This is a genomic window from Thauera chlorobenzoica (genome assembly GCF_001922305.1).
Taxonomy (GTDB): Bacteria; Pseudomonadota; Gammaproteobacteria; order Burkholderiales; family Rhodocyclaceae; genus Thauera; species Thauera chlorobenzoica.
In genome coordinates this window covers 1,904,037-1,918,517 of the sequence record NZ_CP018839.1, presented here as the reverse complement: position 1 = coordinate 1,918,517, position 14,481 = coordinate 1,904,037, and the positions used below count along the sequence as shown (strand labels likewise).

Annotated in this window: 12 protein-coding genes; 1 reads left to right on the top strand and 11 read right to left on the bottom strand. The window is 68.6% G+C overall.

Features of this window, described 5'->3' with window-relative positions:
- Positions 1–52: 52 nt before the first annotated feature.
- The 8 genes from Tchl_RS08920 to Tchl_RS08885 all read right to left on the bottom strand — a co-directional run bounded on the left by Tchl_RS08920 (position 53) and on the right by Tchl_RS08885 (position 8,895).
- On the bottom strand, positions 53–274 hold the full coding sequence (locus tag Tchl_RS08920; protein ID WP_075148096.1) for a YgaP family membrane protein: 222 nt from the start codon (positions 272–274) through the stop codon (positions 53–55).
- Entirely contained in the window at positions 271–3,546 is a 3,276-nt protein-coding gene (locus Tchl_RS08915; protein WP_075148095.1) for an efflux RND transporter permease subunit, read from the bottom strand. The genes Tchl_RS08920 and Tchl_RS08915 overlap by 4 nt, the downstream gene beginning before the upstream one ends.
- A 14-nt stretch (positions 3,547–3,560) precedes the next feature.
- Positions 3,561–4,622 carry an efflux RND transporter periplasmic adaptor subunit gene (locus tag Tchl_RS08910; RefSeq protein WP_075148094.1) on the bottom strand — a complete coding sequence of 354 codons (1,062 nt, stop codon included), beginning with the start codon at positions 4,620–4,622 and terminating at the stop codon, positions 3,561–3,563.
- Positions 4,623–4,702: 80 nt separating this feature from the next.
- Complete coding sequence (locus Tchl_RS08905; RefSeq protein WP_075148093.1) at positions 4,703–5,089, bottom strand: sirohydrochlorin chelatase; 387 nt, start codon at positions 5,087–5,089, stop codon at positions 4,703–4,705.
- A 79-nt stretch (positions 5,090–5,168) separates the two neighbouring features.
- On the bottom strand, positions 5,169–5,969 hold the full coding sequence (locus tag Tchl_RS08900) for a tRNA threonylcarbamoyladenosine dehydratase (RefSeq protein ID WP_075148092.1): 801 nt from the start codon (positions 5,967–5,969) through the stop codon (positions 5,169–5,171).
- Between the two features lie 7 nt (positions 5,970–5,976).
- On the bottom strand, positions 5,977–6,939 hold the full coding sequence (locus Tchl_RS08895; protein ID WP_075148091.1) for an MBL fold metallo-hydrolase: 963 nt from the start codon (positions 6,937–6,939) through the stop codon (positions 5,977–5,979).
- Between the two features lie 186 nt (positions 6,940–7,125).
- Positions 7,126–7,632 carry a single-stranded DNA-binding protein gene (gene ssb, locus Tchl_RS08890; RefSeq protein ID WP_075148090.1) on the bottom strand — a complete coding sequence of 169 codons (507 nt, stop codon included), beginning with the start codon at positions 7,630–7,632 and terminating at the stop codon, positions 7,126–7,128.
- A 57-nt stretch (positions 7,633–7,689) separates the two neighbouring features.
- The gene (locus Tchl_RS08885; protein ID WP_232311554.1) at positions 7,690–8,895 is read right to left on the bottom strand and encodes an MFS transporter; all 1,206 of its coding nucleotides are present in this window, start codon (positions 8,893–8,895) and stop codon (positions 7,690–7,692) included.
- A 159-nt stretch (positions 8,896–9,054) separates the two neighbouring features.
- Here Tchl_RS08885 and uvrA point away from each other — a divergent pair, with 159 nt between their 5' ends.
- On the top strand, positions 9,055–11,940 hold the full coding sequence (gene uvrA, locus Tchl_RS08880) for an excinuclease ABC subunit UvrA (protein ID WP_075148089.1): 2,886 nt from the start codon (positions 9,055–9,057) through the stop codon (positions 11,938–11,940).
- On the opposite strand, the gene galE is transcribed toward uvrA, so the two are convergent.
- The 3 genes from galE to Tchl_RS08865 form a co-directional block, all read right to left on the bottom strand.
- Positions 11,901–12,947, bottom strand: a complete 1,047-nt coding sequence (galE, locus tag Tchl_RS08875) for a UDP-glucose 4-epimerase GalE (RefSeq protein WP_075148088.1) — start codon at positions 12,945–12,947, stop codon at positions 11,901–11,903. The genes uvrA and galE overlap by 40 nt on opposite strands.
- Before the next feature lie 99 nt (positions 12,948–13,046).
- A complete protein-coding gene (gene rplQ / locus Tchl_RS08870; RefSeq protein ID WP_075148087.1) occupies positions 13,047–13,445 on the bottom strand; it encodes a 50S ribosomal protein L17 in 399 nt (132 codons plus the stop codon).
- Between the two features lie 25 nt (positions 13,446–13,470).
- Positions 13,471–14,451, bottom strand: coding sequence for a DNA-directed RNA polymerase subunit alpha (locus Tchl_RS08865; protein WP_075149660.1), 981 nt, complete (start codon positions 14,449–14,451; stop codon positions 13,471–13,473).
- Positions 14,452–14,481 lie beyond the last annotated feature (30 nt).

Below are 14,481 nucleotides of genomic sequence, written 5' to 3'. Positions count from 1 at the left end.
CCCGGACTGCCGGCGGAAAATCACCCGCCATGGGCAAAGCGGTGGGCCGGCTTCAGCCGCAGCGCGCCGGGCCGTCCTTGACCCCGAGCTTGTGCAGGATGTTCACCAGCGGACACAAGCCGGTAAACGCGCTCTGGAACAGGTTCGCGCCGACGAAGGCGGTCACCCACAGGAAGTGCTTGCTGACGAAGAGCGGCGAGGCCTCGACGCCGAGCGCGAGCGAGATCAGGACGAAGGCGCCGGCGAAGGCACGCACGTATTCATTGGTGGTCATGCGGGATTCTCCTCGGGGTTCTTGAGGCTTGCGATGCGGCCGCGCATGGCGGCGTAGTAGAGCACCGGGATCACCACCAGGGTGAGCACGGTGGACACGAAGATGCCGAAGATCAGGCTGATCGCCAGGCCGTTGAAGATCGGGTCGTCGAGGATGAACACCGCGCCAATCATCGCCGCCAGCGCGGTGAGCCCGATCGGCTTGGCACGCACCGCGGCGGCGCGGATCAGCGCCTCGCCGAACTCCATCCCTTCGGCGACCTGCTGATTGACGAAATCCACCAGCAGGATCGAGTTGCGCACGATGATGCCGGCGAGCGCGATCATGCCGATCATCGAGGTCGCGGTGAATTGCGCGCCGAACAGGGCGTGGCCCGGCATCACGCCGACGAGGGTGAGCGGGATCGGCGCCATGATGACGAGCGGCACGAGGTAGCTGCGGAACTGCGCCACCACCAGCAGGTAGATCAGCACCAGGCCCACCGCGTAGGCGGCGCCCATGTCGCGGAAGGTCTCGTAGGTGATCTGCCACTCGCCATCCCACTTGAGCTGGTAGCCGGCGTAGGGGTCGGCGGGCTGGCGGATGAACCACTCGCCGAGCGTACCGGCGAGCCCCGGCGCGCCCTCGAGCGCCATGCCATTGACGCGCGAGCGGATGTCGAACATGCCGTACAGGGGCGAATCCAGCTTGCCGCCCATGTCGCCGGTCACGTACACCACCGGCAGCAGGTCCTTGCGATAGAGGATCTGCTCGCGGCGGGTCTCGGCGACCTGCACCAGCTCGGAGATCTTCACCCGCTGGCCGGCGTTGTCGCCGCCGCGCGCACGCACCTGCAGCGCGAGCAGGTCGGTGAGGTCGGACTGGCGCACCGCCGGCAGCTGGATGCGTACCGGGATCTCGTACTTGTTGTCGCCGCCATGCACCGGGGTGACGTTCTCGCCGGAGAGGCCGAGGCGCACGACCTCGACGATGTCGGCCTGCGCCACCCCCATGCGCGCGGCCTTGGGCTGGTCGACGCGCAGCACCAACTTGGGCGCGTCCTCGTCCGCCGTGTCATCGACGCCAACGATGTCGGGCGTATCTTCGAAGGCGGCCCGCACGCGCTTTGCCACCTCGAGCTGGCCGTCATAGTCCGGACCGTAGATTTCGGCGACGATCGGCGACAGCACCGGCGGGCCGGGCGGCACCTCCACCACCTTGACGTTGCCGCCGCTGCGGCGCGCAATCGCGGTGACCGCGTCGCGCACCGATACCGCGATCTCGTGGCTCTGGCGGCTACGGGCCTTCTTGTCCACCAGGTTGACCTGGATGTCGCCCTGCTCGGGGGCGCCCCTCAGGTAGTACTGGCGCACCAGGCCGTTGAAGTTGATCGGCGCCGCGGTCCCGGCATAGGACTGCCAGTCGGTAACCTCGGGCACGGCGGAAAGAAACGCACCGATCTCGTTCAACACGCGCGCGGTGTCCTCAACCGGGGTGCCGACCGGCATGTCGAGCACGACCTGGAATTCGCTCTTGTTGTCGAAGGGCAGCATCTTCATGATCACCAGCTGCACCACCGGCAGCGCCACCGAAGCGCCGATCAGCGCGAACACCGCCAGCCACAGCGCGAGCCGGTTGCGGCCGCCGCGGCGGGCGTCGAACATGGGGGTCATCACGCAGCGAAAGAGCCCGTCGAGCCGCCGCGTCATCCTGTCCTCGCCGCCGTGCGGGTGGGCATCGACGTTCTTCAGCATCTTCTGCGCCAGCCAGGGCGTGACCACGAAGGCCACCACCAGCGAGATGAACATGCCCATCGAGGCGTTGATCGGGATCGGGCTCATGTAGGGGCCCATCAGCCCGGTGACGAAGGCCATCGGCAACAGCGCCGCGATCACGGTGAAGGTGGCGAGGATGGTGGGGCCGCCGACCTCGTCGACCGCCTTCGGGATCAGGCGCCACAGCGGCGTGTCGGGCTCGAGCGTGTGCCAGCGGTGGATGTTCTCCACCACCACGATGGCGTCGTCCACCAGGATGCCGATCGAGAAGATCAGCGCGAACAGCGACACCCGGTTGAGCGTGAAGCCCCAGGCCCAGGACGCGAACAGGGTCGCCGCGAGCGTGAGGGTGACGGCGATGCCGACGATGATCGCCTCGCGCCGGCCGAGGGCGAAGAACACCAGCGCCACCACCGCGGCGGTGGCGAAGGCGAGCTTGCCGATCAACTGGCTGGCCTTGTCGTTGGCGGTCTTGCCGTAGTCGCGGGTGACGGTGACCTCCACGCCTTCGGGGATCAGGCTGCCGCGCAGGTTGTCGAGGCGCTGCATCGCCGCCTGGGCGACGTCGGCGGCGTTGGCGCCGGGCTTCTTCGACAGCGTCAGGGTCACCGCGGGGAAGAGGCCCTGCCCGCCGATGCCGCGCGCCTCGGCCGCGGCGCCGGTGCCGAACCAGACGTACTGGGCGGGCTGGTCGGGGCCATCGACCACTTCGGCGACGTCGCGCAGGAACACCGGGCGGCGCTCCTGCACGCCGACCACCAAGCTGCGCACGTCCTCGGCGGATTCGAGGTAGGTGCCGGTCTGCACCAGCACTTCCTTGTTGCCCGCGACCAGGCTGCCCGCCGGCTGCGAGGCGTTGGCGAGTTGCAGCGCGCCGCGCAGGTCCTGGGCGGTGACGCCGTGCGCGTTCATGCGCTCGATGTCCATGTTCACCCGGATCACGTGGCCGGGACCGCCGATGGTGGCGACGTCGCGGGTGCCGGGGATGCGCTTGAGCTCGGTCTCGATCGCGCGCGACACCTGCTGCAGCGAGAACCCGGCACGCTCGGGGTCGGCGGTCCACAGCGTGAAACTGACGATCGGCACATCGTCGATGCCCTTGGGCTTGATCAGCGGCGTGCCCACGCCGAGCTGCGGTGACAGCCAGTCGGCGTGCGAATGCACCGTATCGTAGAGCCGCACCAGCGCGCTCTGGTTGGGGACCCCGACCTCGAACTGCACGGTGATCACCGCGAGCCCCGGGCGCGACACGGTATAGACGTGTTCGACGCCGGCGATGCGCGACAGCACCTGCTCGGCCGGGCGCGCCACCAGCGCTTCGACGTCGTGCGCCGAGGCCCCCGGGAAGGGCACCAGCACGTTCGCCATGGTGACGTCGATCTGCGGCTCTTCTTCCTTGGGGGTGACCAGGGTGGCGAAGAGGCCGGCGAGCAGCAGCATCAGCGCGAGCAGCGGCGTGATCGCGTTGCGCTGGAAGGCGGCGGCGATACGGCCGGAGATGCCGAGGCGGGTTGTCATCGTCGCCCCCCGGCTCAGCGTGCGCTCGAGCCGGCGCGGACCTGGATCCCGGCCTGCACCGGGTCGAGGGCGAGGGTTTCGTTCCCCTCCAGCCCGGAGAGCACCTCAACCATGCCGCTGTCCTGGTCAAGGCGCCCCAGGCGGACCTGGCGCAGGCCGAAGCCGCCCTCCCCGTCGGCCACATACACCGCGCTCAGTTCGCCCCGGCGCAGCACCGCGGCGGCAGGGATCGACACCGTGGCCCCCCCCCCCACGGCGCGGAAATGGACCCGGGCGAAGCTGCCGGGGAGCACGCCTTCGATGCCCGCAGGCAGGTCGACGCGCACGCGCACGGTATGGGTGCGCGCATCGGCGGCGGGCAGCACGGTGACGGCCGCGGCCTCGACCATCCGCCCGCCACCGCCGAGTTCGACACGCGCCCGCAAGGGGGGCGTGCCGAGCAGCGCCAGGCGCTCCGGCGCCAGATCGGCGACGGCGCGCATCCGCGCCGGGTCATAGACGGTGAGCAGGCTGCGCCCGGGCTGGGCCATCTCGCCGTGCTCGATGTGGCGTTCGGCCACCAGACCGTCCAGCGGCGCAGCGACGGTGGTGTGCGCCCTCGCCGCCTGCGCCTGCGCCCGCGCCGCCCGCGCCGCGTCGAGCTGCGCCTCGGCGGCCTGATGGCGGGCACGGGCGCTGTCGAGCGCGGACTCGCTGAGGAATTGACGCGCGACCAGGTTGCGGGCGCGCTCGTAGTCGGCCTTGGCATTGACCCGCGCGGTTTCGGCCTGAACCACGCCGGCTTCGGCGGCGGCAAGCGCGGCGGCCGCTTCGGCAGGATCGATGCGCACCAGCACCTGGCCCGTGCGCACGCGCTCGCCGGCATCCACCGCCAGCGCCACGATCCGCCCCGGAACCTGGGCGGCAAGGGTGGCTTGGTGCACCGCCTCGACGCTTGCTTCGGCCTGCACGGCAGCGCCGAGGGGGCGGATTTCAGCACGCGCGGTCACCACTTCGGCGTGTCCGGCAGCTGGGGTCAGCAGCACGACGAGGGCAGAAATCAAGCGCGCGACAACGAGGATGGTAGGGATCTTCATATTAATAAGTATATTCTTATATATACGAAGGGCAAGCGCAATCCATTCCCCGCGCCCCATGCGCAGGCGCCCGCGCCGGCTCAGTCCAAGCAGCGGCGGGCGTAGCCGGCAATCGCGGCAACGACCTCGTCGGCTTCGCCCGCCGCCATCGACAGCGTGATCCGGCATTCGGGGTGGGCCCGCCGGCTTGATTCGATCAGGGCCGGCAGATCGCGCTTGAGGTGGCCGCCCTGGGCCAGAAAGACCGGCACCACCACCACCCGCTGCACGCCAGCGGCCACCAGTTCGGCGATCGCTTCGGGCAGAGTCGGGCGGATGAATTCGAGAAAGGCGAGCTCGACCCGCGGCGCCTCGGGCGCGGCGAGCATGCGCGCGCGGATGCGCTGCATCGGCCCAGCCCATTCGGGATCGCGCGCGCCGTGGCCGAAGAGCACGACAGCGGACGCATGCGGCGGCACTGCATTCATCGGAAAGCCTCCTCGGGCATGATTCGGATCTGTGCTGTCTCGCCGGGCACCGGCGCCGCGGCTTCGCCGCGCCGCTGAACTAGGCGACAGCGTGCGTTCGCGGCCGCAGCAACAGCTCGAGCGCACGGGCAGAGCATAGCAGGCCGACGGTGGCGGTGACTGCCATGCTCGAACCATAGCCGGCGCAGGCCAGCCCCTGCAGGCCGGCGCGCGCACCGACGGCGGCATCGGCGTCACAGGCACGGGCTTCGGGGTAGCGCAGCGGCTCGCTGGAAAATGCCGCGGCGATGCCGAACTTCTTTTTCGGGTCGCGGGGAAAACCATGCTCCTTGCGCAGCCGGGCCCGCACCTTGGAGAGCAAAGGGTCCTGCACGGTGCGCGCCAGGTCGTCGATAGCGACCCGTGCCGGATCGGTCTTGCCTCCGGCGCCGCCGGCCATGACCAGCGGGATGTGCCGGCGCCGGCAGACGGCGGCGATCGCGACCTTGGCGCGGACGTTGTCGATCGCATCGATCACCACATCGAAGCCCTGAAGCAGGGCCTCGGCATTCTCCGCGGTGAGGAACTCCTCGATCCGGGTCACCGTGCACGCGGGGCTGAAGGCGGCGATGCGCTCGGCCATCGCCACCACCTTGGCCTGGCCGAGAGTGGCGTCGAGGGCATGGACCTGACGGTTGATGTTGGATTCGGCGACGTGGTCGAGATCGATCAGGGTCAGGCGGCCGACACCGCTGCGCGCGAGCGCTTCGGCCGCCCACGAGCCGACGCCGCCGATGCCGACCACGCAGGCATGGCGGCGCTGCAGCAGATCCACCGTGCCGCTGCCGTAGAGACGGTCGAGACCGCCGAAGCGGCGCGCGGGGTCGAGCTCGACGTTCATCGGCCGCTCAGGCGCGTTCCACCGCCGCGCCCGGGCGGTCGAGCCAGATCCCGAGCCCCTGGGCGTTGAGTTCGAGATCCATCCGCAGCAGCTCCAGCGCCTGCTCTTCGTCGAGCGCCCAGTTCTGTCGTGCCGCCTCTTCGCGCATCACCTGCTCGAGGCCGGCAAGGATTTCGACATGGCGGGCGAGGCCGTCGCCGCGCGCCGCCCGTGCCACTGCGACCATGGTGTCGATCAGCCGGTGCAGATCGGCGCCGAGGCGCTCGACGTCGACGACCCGGCCATAATGAGTGAGGTACATCGCCTGCGGCCGCATCGCCAGCAGACGATCGATCGAGGCGTGCATCGCCTCGGGGTCGAACTGGGTCGGGGTCGTCGTCGGCACCACGAACGCGCGGCCGTCGACGTCGAGTTCGCGATAGGACAGGCCGAAGGCATCACCGGTGAAGAACGCCTGCGCGCCGGCATCCCAGATGCAGATGTGATGGAGCGCGTGCCCCGGAGTATCGAACACCCGGAAACAGCGCCGAGCAAGCTCGAACTCGAGCCCGTCGGTGGCCGCCACGATGCGCTCCGCCGGCACCGGCACGAGATGGCCGTAAAGCTCGAAAGCGCGCTCCGCACCATACACCGCGGCCGTACCCTCCCACAGCCTGGCCGGGTCGATCATGTGGCGCACGCCGCGCGGATGGACCAGCAGCTTCGCCTCGGGCAGGGCGCACATCAGGCTGCCGGCGCCGCCGGCGTGGTCGAGATGGATGTGGGTGAGCATGACCCACTCCACCGCTTCGGGGGCAACGCCGAGCGCCGCAAGCGCACCCAGCACGCGCGGAACGGCGGCATTGCTGCCGGTATCGACCACTGCGGCACGACCGTCGTGCACGACCAGGTGGACGGCGGCGAGCTGCGGCCGGCCATAGCCCGACTCCACCGTGTGCACGCCGTCGGCATGGCTGATCAGATATTGCATGAACGTCCCTCCTCATCCTGCAAGCTTGGGTTCGTTCGCCCCAGTTCAATGGCTGGACGCCCGCAGCCTTGCCGGGGCCGGCGCCACGCAAGCGTCAAACACCGCCGCTCAAGAAGACGCTGGACGGTCGCAAGTTTGTTGTCCCCTCGGGGGGGCGGAAACGGCAAAGCCGTTTCCTGGGGGCGCTCAGAACGGGATATCGTCGTCGAAATCGCCGAAGCCGCCCGCCTGCGGAGCGGCGGAGGGCGCCGCCGCCGCGCGCTGCGGCGCCCCAGCGGGCGCGCGCGCCGCCGCCGGCGGAGACGGCGCATCCCAGCCGCCCTCGCCCGCCCCGCCGCGCATCGGCGCATCGCCGCCTTCACGGCGGCCGAGCATCTTCATCTCGTCGCCGCGGATTTCCGTGGTGTAGCGGTCCTGGCCACTCTGGTCCTGCCACTTGCGTGTGCGCAGACTGCCTTCGATATAGACCTGGCTCCCCTTCTTCAAGTACTGCCCAGCGATCTCGGCGAGCTTGCCGAAGAACACGACGCGGTGCCATTCGGTGGCCTCGCGGCGCTCGCCGGTGTTCTTGTCGCGCCAGGTTTCGGTGGTGGCGATGCGCAGGTTGCAGATCGCGTCACCCGAGGGGGCGAAGCGGTTTTCCGGATCGGCACCGAGGTTGCCGATCAGGATGACTTTGTTCACGGATGCCATCCGGTTCTCCTTTGAATGCTTGTGCGAACGGGCGGCACCTGCCGCCCGTAACAGGGTTCAGCCATGTGCCGGAAGCGGGGCCGGGCGCACCGGGGGCGGAGCCATCGAGACCGCCAGCGCGAGCCACACCAGCGCCAGGGCGGCACAGAACAGGCTGACCGCAGCAGGACCGAAACCCTGCCCCAGCCAGCCGCCGAGCAGCCCCCCCAGAAACAGTCCGGCCGACTGCAAGGTGTTATAGACGCCGAGCGCGGTTCCTTTCGAACCGGCCGGCGCGATGCGTGAAATCCACGACGGCTGGGTGGCCTCGAGCACATTGAAGGCGACGAAGAACAGTGTCAGCATCAATGCCAATGGTATCAGGGCGTCGCCCGCCAGCCAAAGCCCGAACTGCACCAGCACAAGCAGCGCGATCGCCGCGTTGAACACCGCCTTCATCCGGTCGTGGCGCTCGGCGAGAATCACCGCCGGCACCATCACGACGAAGGACAGCAGCACTGCCGGCAGATAGACTTTCCAGTGCTCGGGCATCGGCAGGCCGCCGCCGGCGACCAGCGCCGAAGGCACCATGACCCACATCGTGGTCTGGATCAGGTGCAACGCGAACACGCCGAAGTTGAGCCGCATCAGCTGGCCGTCGCGCAGCACGTCGATGAAACGGCCGGTGGCGCGCGGCACCGGCGGCGCTTCCGGCACCGCCCACAGCAGCACGCCGATCGCGGCGAACGCGAGCACCGCGGTCAGCCAGAAGATGCCGTCCATGCCGATCGCGGCGTACAGCAGCGGCGCCGCCACCATCGACAGCGCGAACACCAGGCCGATCGAGGAGCCGATCATGGCCATGACCTTGGTGCGGTGCTGGTCGCGAGTGAGGTCGGCGGCCAGTGCGGTGACCGCCGCCGAGATCGCCCCCGCGCCCTGCAGCACGCGGCCGACGATGATCATGTGGATGCCGTCGGCGAGCGCCGCGATCACGCTGCCGAGGACGAACAGCACGAGACCGAAGACGATCACCGGCTTGCGCCCGAAGCGGTCTGACGCCGCCCCGTAAGCGATCTGCAGGCAGGCCTGGGTCAGCCCGTAGGCGCCGATCGCCAGCCCGACCAGGGTCAGGTCGTCACCGCCCGGAATGTCCGCGGCGTGCACCGCGAACACCGGCAGGATCAGGAACAGCCCGAGCATGCGCAACGCGAAGATCGCGGCCAGCCCCAGGCCGGCACGGCGCTCTTCGCGGGTCATCGGATCGCGTGCGGAAACGGGCATCGGCAACAGGTTCGTCAAAACGCGGATTCTATCATCGCCGACCTGGCTGGAGTCCTTGACCCGCATTAACCGGCGCGCCCTCCTCCGCCTCCACTCGCGGTTGGCTGCGCGCCGCCTTCTCTCGTATAGTCGGGCGTCCACCTCCAGTCAGGCGCCTCCATGGACGAAATCCGCATCCGCGGTGCCCGCACCCACAACCTCAAGAACGTCAGCATCGATCTGCCGCGCAACCGGCTGACCGTGATCACCGGCCTGTCGGGCTCGGGCAAGTCCTCGCTGGCCTTCGATACCCTGTACGCCGAAGGTCAGCGCCGCTACGTCGAGTCGCTGTCGGCCTACGCACGCCAGTTCCTGCAGCTGATGGAAAAACCGGACGTGGACCTGATCGAAGGCCTGTCGCCGGCGATCTCGATCGAGCAGAAAGCGACCAGCCACAACCCGCGCTCCACCGTGGGCACCGTCACCGAAATCCACGACTACCTGCGCCTGCTCTATGCCCGCGCCGGCACCCCGCACTGCCCCGAGCACCCCGAGCACGCACTGGAGGCGCAGAGCGTGGCACAGATGGTCGACCACGTGCTGGCGCTGCCGGAGGAGACCCGGCTGATGATCCTCGCCCCGGTCGTCAGCGAGCGCAAGGGCGAGCAGCACGAACTGTTCGCCGAGTTGCGCGCGCAGGGCTTCGTGCGCGTGCGGGTCGATGGCCAGGTGCACGAGCTCGATACCCTGCCGGCGCTGGAGAAAGGCCGTCGCCACACCATCGAGGTGGTGATCGACCGCCTCAAAGTGCGCCCCGAACTACGCAGCCGCCTCGCCGAATCCTTCGAGACCGCGCTCACCCACGCCGACGGCCGGGCGCTCGCGGTCGAGATGGACAGCGCGCGCGAGCACCTGTTTTCCGCCCGCTTCGCCTGCCCGGTGTGCAGCTTCGCGCTGGCCGAGCTCGAACCCCGCCTGTTCTCGTTCAACAACCCGGCCGGCGCCTGCCCGAAGTGCGACGGCCTCGGCCAGGTCGAGTACTTCGATCCGGCGCGGGTGGTCGCGCATCCCGAGCTGTCGCTGGCCTCGGGCGCGATCCGCGGCTGGGACCGGCGCAACCAGTTCTACTTCCAGATGCTTGCGAGCCTCGCCGCGCACTACCGCTTCGACATCGAGGCGGCATTCGAGGCGCTGCCGGAGAAAGTCCGCGAAGTGGTGCTGTTCGGTTCCGGGCGCGACAAGATCGCGTTCCGCTACATGGCGGACAATGGCCGCATGGTGCCCAAGGAGCACCCCTTCGAAGGCATCATCCCCAACCTCGAACGCCGCCTGCGCGAAACCGACTCGACGGCGGTGCGCGAAGAACTGGGCAAGTACCGTGCGACCCGCGCCTGCCCGGGCTGTAGCGGCAGCCGCCTGCGCGCCGAAGCCCGTCATGTGCGGATCGGCGGACGCGCCCTGCACGAGATTGGCCGCTTGCCGCTGGGCCAGTGCCAGCACTTCTTCGCCGGGCTGCAGCTCAGCGGCGCGCGCGCCCAGGTCGCGGACAAGATCGTCAAGGAAGTTTCCGACCGCCTCGGCTTCCTGATCAATGTCGGCCTCGACTATCTGTCGCTCGAGCGCTCCGCCGACACCCTGTCCGGCGGCGAGGCGCAGCGCATCCGCCTGGCGAGCCAGATCGGCTCGGGCCTCACCGGCGTCATGTACGTCCTCGACGAGCCGTCGATCGGCCTGCATCAGCGCGACAACGACCGCCTGCTGGCCACCCTCGGCCAGTTGCGCGACCTGGGCAACACCGTAATCGTGGTCGAGCACGACGAAGACGCGATCCGCAGCGCCGACTACCTCGTGGACATGGGGCCGGGCGCGGGCGAGCACGGCGGTCGCATCGTCGCCCACGGCACCCCGGCCGAAGTGATCGCCAACCCGGCCTCGATGACCGGTGACTATCTCGCCGGACGGCGCGCGATCCCCTCCCCGGCGCGGCGCACGGCACCCGATCCAGCACGTCAGCTGCGCATCGCCGGCGCGCGCGGCAACAACCTGAAAAACGTCACGGTGGACTTTCCCGGCGGCCTGTTCACCTGCGTCACCGGAGTGTCCGGCTCGGGCAAATCGACGCTCGTCAACGACACCCTCGCCGCCGCCGCGGCACGTCGCCTGTACGGTTCCACCACCGAGGCGGCGGCACACGATGACATCGTCGGCCTCGACGCCTTCGACAAGGTGATCAGCGTCGACCAGTCGCCGATCGGGCGTACCCCGCGTTCCAACCCGGCGACCTACACCGGCCTGCTGACGCCGATCCGCGAGCTCTTCGCCGGCGTTCCCGAAGCGCGCGCGCGCGGCTACGGGCCGGGACGCTTTTCCTTCAACGTGCGCGGCGGACGCTGCGAGGCCTGCCAGGGCGACGGCCTGATCAAGGTCGAGATGCACTTCCTGCCCGACATGTACGTGCCCTGCGACATCTGCCACGGCAAGCGCTACAACCGCGAGACCCTGGAAATCCGCTACAAGGGCCGCAGCATCCACGACGTGCTGGAAATGACCGTCGAGCAGGCGCAGGACTTCTTCCGCGCGGCGCCGGCGGTGGCGCGCAAGCTCGACACCCTGGTGGACGTGGGCCTGGGCTACATCCGCCTCGGCCAGAGCGCGACCACACTGTCGGGAGGCGAGGCCCAGCGGGTGAAACTGGCGCTCGAGCTCTCCAAGCGCGACACCGGGCGCACCCTCTACATCCTCGACGAACCGACCACTGGCCTCCACTTCCAGGACATCGAACTGCTGCTGAAGGTGCTCCACCGCCTGCGCGACCACGGCAACACCATCGTCGTCATCGAGCACAACCTCGACGTCATCAAGACCGCCGACTGGATCATCGACATGGGCCCGGAGGGCGGCGACGGCGGCGGGCGGGTGGTGTGCCAGGGTACGCCGGAAGACGTCGCCGCCGCTCACGCCAGCCACACCGGGCGCTATCTGCGCCGCCTGCTCGAGGCGCGCGGCCACGCCGCAGGCGATCCCGCCTACACGCCGTCTTCCGGAGCAAACGCAGCGCCCCGGTAGCCCTGCGGGTTGCGCCGCTGCCAGCGCCAGGCGTCCTCGCACATCGCCGCGAGATCGCGTAGCGCGCGCCAGCCCAGCACCGCCTCGGCGCGTGCAGGATCGGCCCAGCAGGCGGCGACGTCACCCCCCCGCCGGGCGACGATGTCGTACGGCACCGCGCGCCCCGATACCTGCTCGAAGGCGCGGATCATTTCCAGCACGCTGTAGCCGCGCCCCGTTCCCAAGTTGAGCGTTGTGGCTCCGGGCAGGCGGTCGATTTTCTCCAGTGCACGCAGATGGCCCTGCGCCAGATCCACCACGTGGATGTAGTCGCGCACCCCGGTGCCGTCGGGGGTGGGGTAGTCGCCACCGAACACCTGCAGGCGGGGCAGACGTCCCACCGCGACCTGGCTGACGAAGGGCATCAGGTTATTCGGCAGCCCTTCGGGGTCCTCGCCGATGTGCCCGCTCGGATGGGCGCCGACCGGATTGAAATAGCGCAGCAGGACGATGTTCCAGTGCGGGTCCGAAGTGGCCAGATCGCGCAGGATCTGCTCGCCCATCAGCTTGGTCCAGCCGTAGGGGTTGGTCGCGGAAGTGGGCGCATCCTCGGTAACGGGCATCGGCGCCGAAGCGCCATACACCGTCGCCGACGAACTGAACACCATCCGCCGGCAACCAGCTTCGTCCATCGCCTGGAGGACACCGAGCAGGCCCTGGAGGTTGTTGTCGTAATACGCCAGCGGCTGCGCGACCGATTCGCCCACCGCCTTCCTGGCGGCGAAATGGATCACCGCCTCGATGTCGAATGCCGCAAACACTCCGGTCAAGGCCGCCCGATCGCGCACGTCCGCCTGGACGAAACCCGCCAGCGGGGCGCCGCCGATCTCCTCGACCCGGCGCACCGCCTCCCACGAGGCGTTCGAGAGGTCATCGACGATGACGACTTCACGCCCTGCCTCGAGCAGTTCGACGCAGGTATGGGAGCCGATGTAGCCCGCTCCCCCCGTAACCAGGATCGCCCCCATGGCGGACCTCCTCCGACTCGCCCCCTGCGGGGCCGGATTTACAGGCAAGCGAAAAAAAACCGGGCCGGGCCCGGTTCTTCGTTTGCGAGCGCCCCGAAATCAGGCCGCTTCCGCTTCTTCCACTTCGACCGCCTCGACGTCCGGACGATCGAGCAACTCGATGTAGGCCATCGGCGCGTTGTCGCCATCGCGGAAACCGCACTTCAGGATGCGCAGGTAGCCGCCATTGCGAGCGGCGTAGCGCGGCCCCAGCTCGTCGAACAGTTTGACCACCATGTCGCGATCGCGCAGGCGGTTGAACGCGAGGCGACGGTTCGACAGGCTGGGCTTCTTGCCCAGGGTGATCATCGGCTCGACCACCCGGCGCAGTTCCTTCGCCTTCGGCAGGGTCGTTTTGATGACTTCGTGGCGCAGCAGCGAGTTGGCCATGTTGCGGAACATCGCCTGGCGGTGGCTGCTGGTACGATTCAGCTTGCGAAGACCGTTACGGTGACGCATTTCAATTCCTCACTTGCCCGGCGATTCAACCGAGCTTCTCAAGCCCGGCCGGCGGCCAGTTTTCCAGTTTCATGCCAAGCGTCAGCCCGCGGGAGGCCAACACTTCCTTGATCTCGTTGAGCGACTTGCGACCCAGGTTCGGGGTCTTCAGCAGCTCGGTCTCGGTGCGCTGGATCAGATCACCGATGTAGTAGATGTTCTCGGCTTTCAGGCAGTTCGCCGAACGCACCGTCAGCTCCAGGTCATCCACCGGGCGCAGCAACACCGGATCGATCTTCGGTTCCGCCGCCGCCTGGGGTGCAGTGGGCGTGCCCTCCAGATCGGCGAACACCGACAGCTGATCCATCAGCACACGCGCGGCAAAGCGGATGGCCTCTTCCGGATCGACCGCGCCGTTGGTCTCGATGTCGATGATCAGACGGTCGAGGTCGGTACGCTGTTCGACACGCGCACTTTCGACGAGGTAGCTGACGCGGCGCACCGGACCGAACGAAGCGTCGAGCACGACGTGTCCGATCGACTTGCTCTCGGCATTGGCCGGACGAGCGTTGCCGGGAACATAGCCCCGCCCGGCCTCGACCTTGATCTGCATGTCGAGCTTGCCGCCGGGCGCCAGATGGGCGATGACGTGATCGGGATTGATGATTTCGACGTCGTGACCGATTTCGATATCACCCGCAGTCACCACACCTTCGCCGGACTTGGCCAGACGCAGGGTGGTCTCGCTGCGGTTATGCAGCTTGAACACCACGCCCTTCAGGTTGAGCAGCAGATCGACGATGTCCTCGCGCACCCCGTCGAGCGTCGAATACTCGTGAAGCACGCCTTCGATCGTCACTTCCGTAGCCGCATGCCCCGGCAGGGACGACAGCAGGATGCGCCGCAGCGCATTCCCCAGCGTATGGCCGAAGCCGCGCTCGAACGGCTCCATCGTCACCCGCGCCTGGACCGGCGAGGTACTCTGGACGTCGATGATGCGCGGTTTCAGCAGTGCATTGCTTTGCATCAGCATTCCCTCGGAACTAGAAGAGGACCC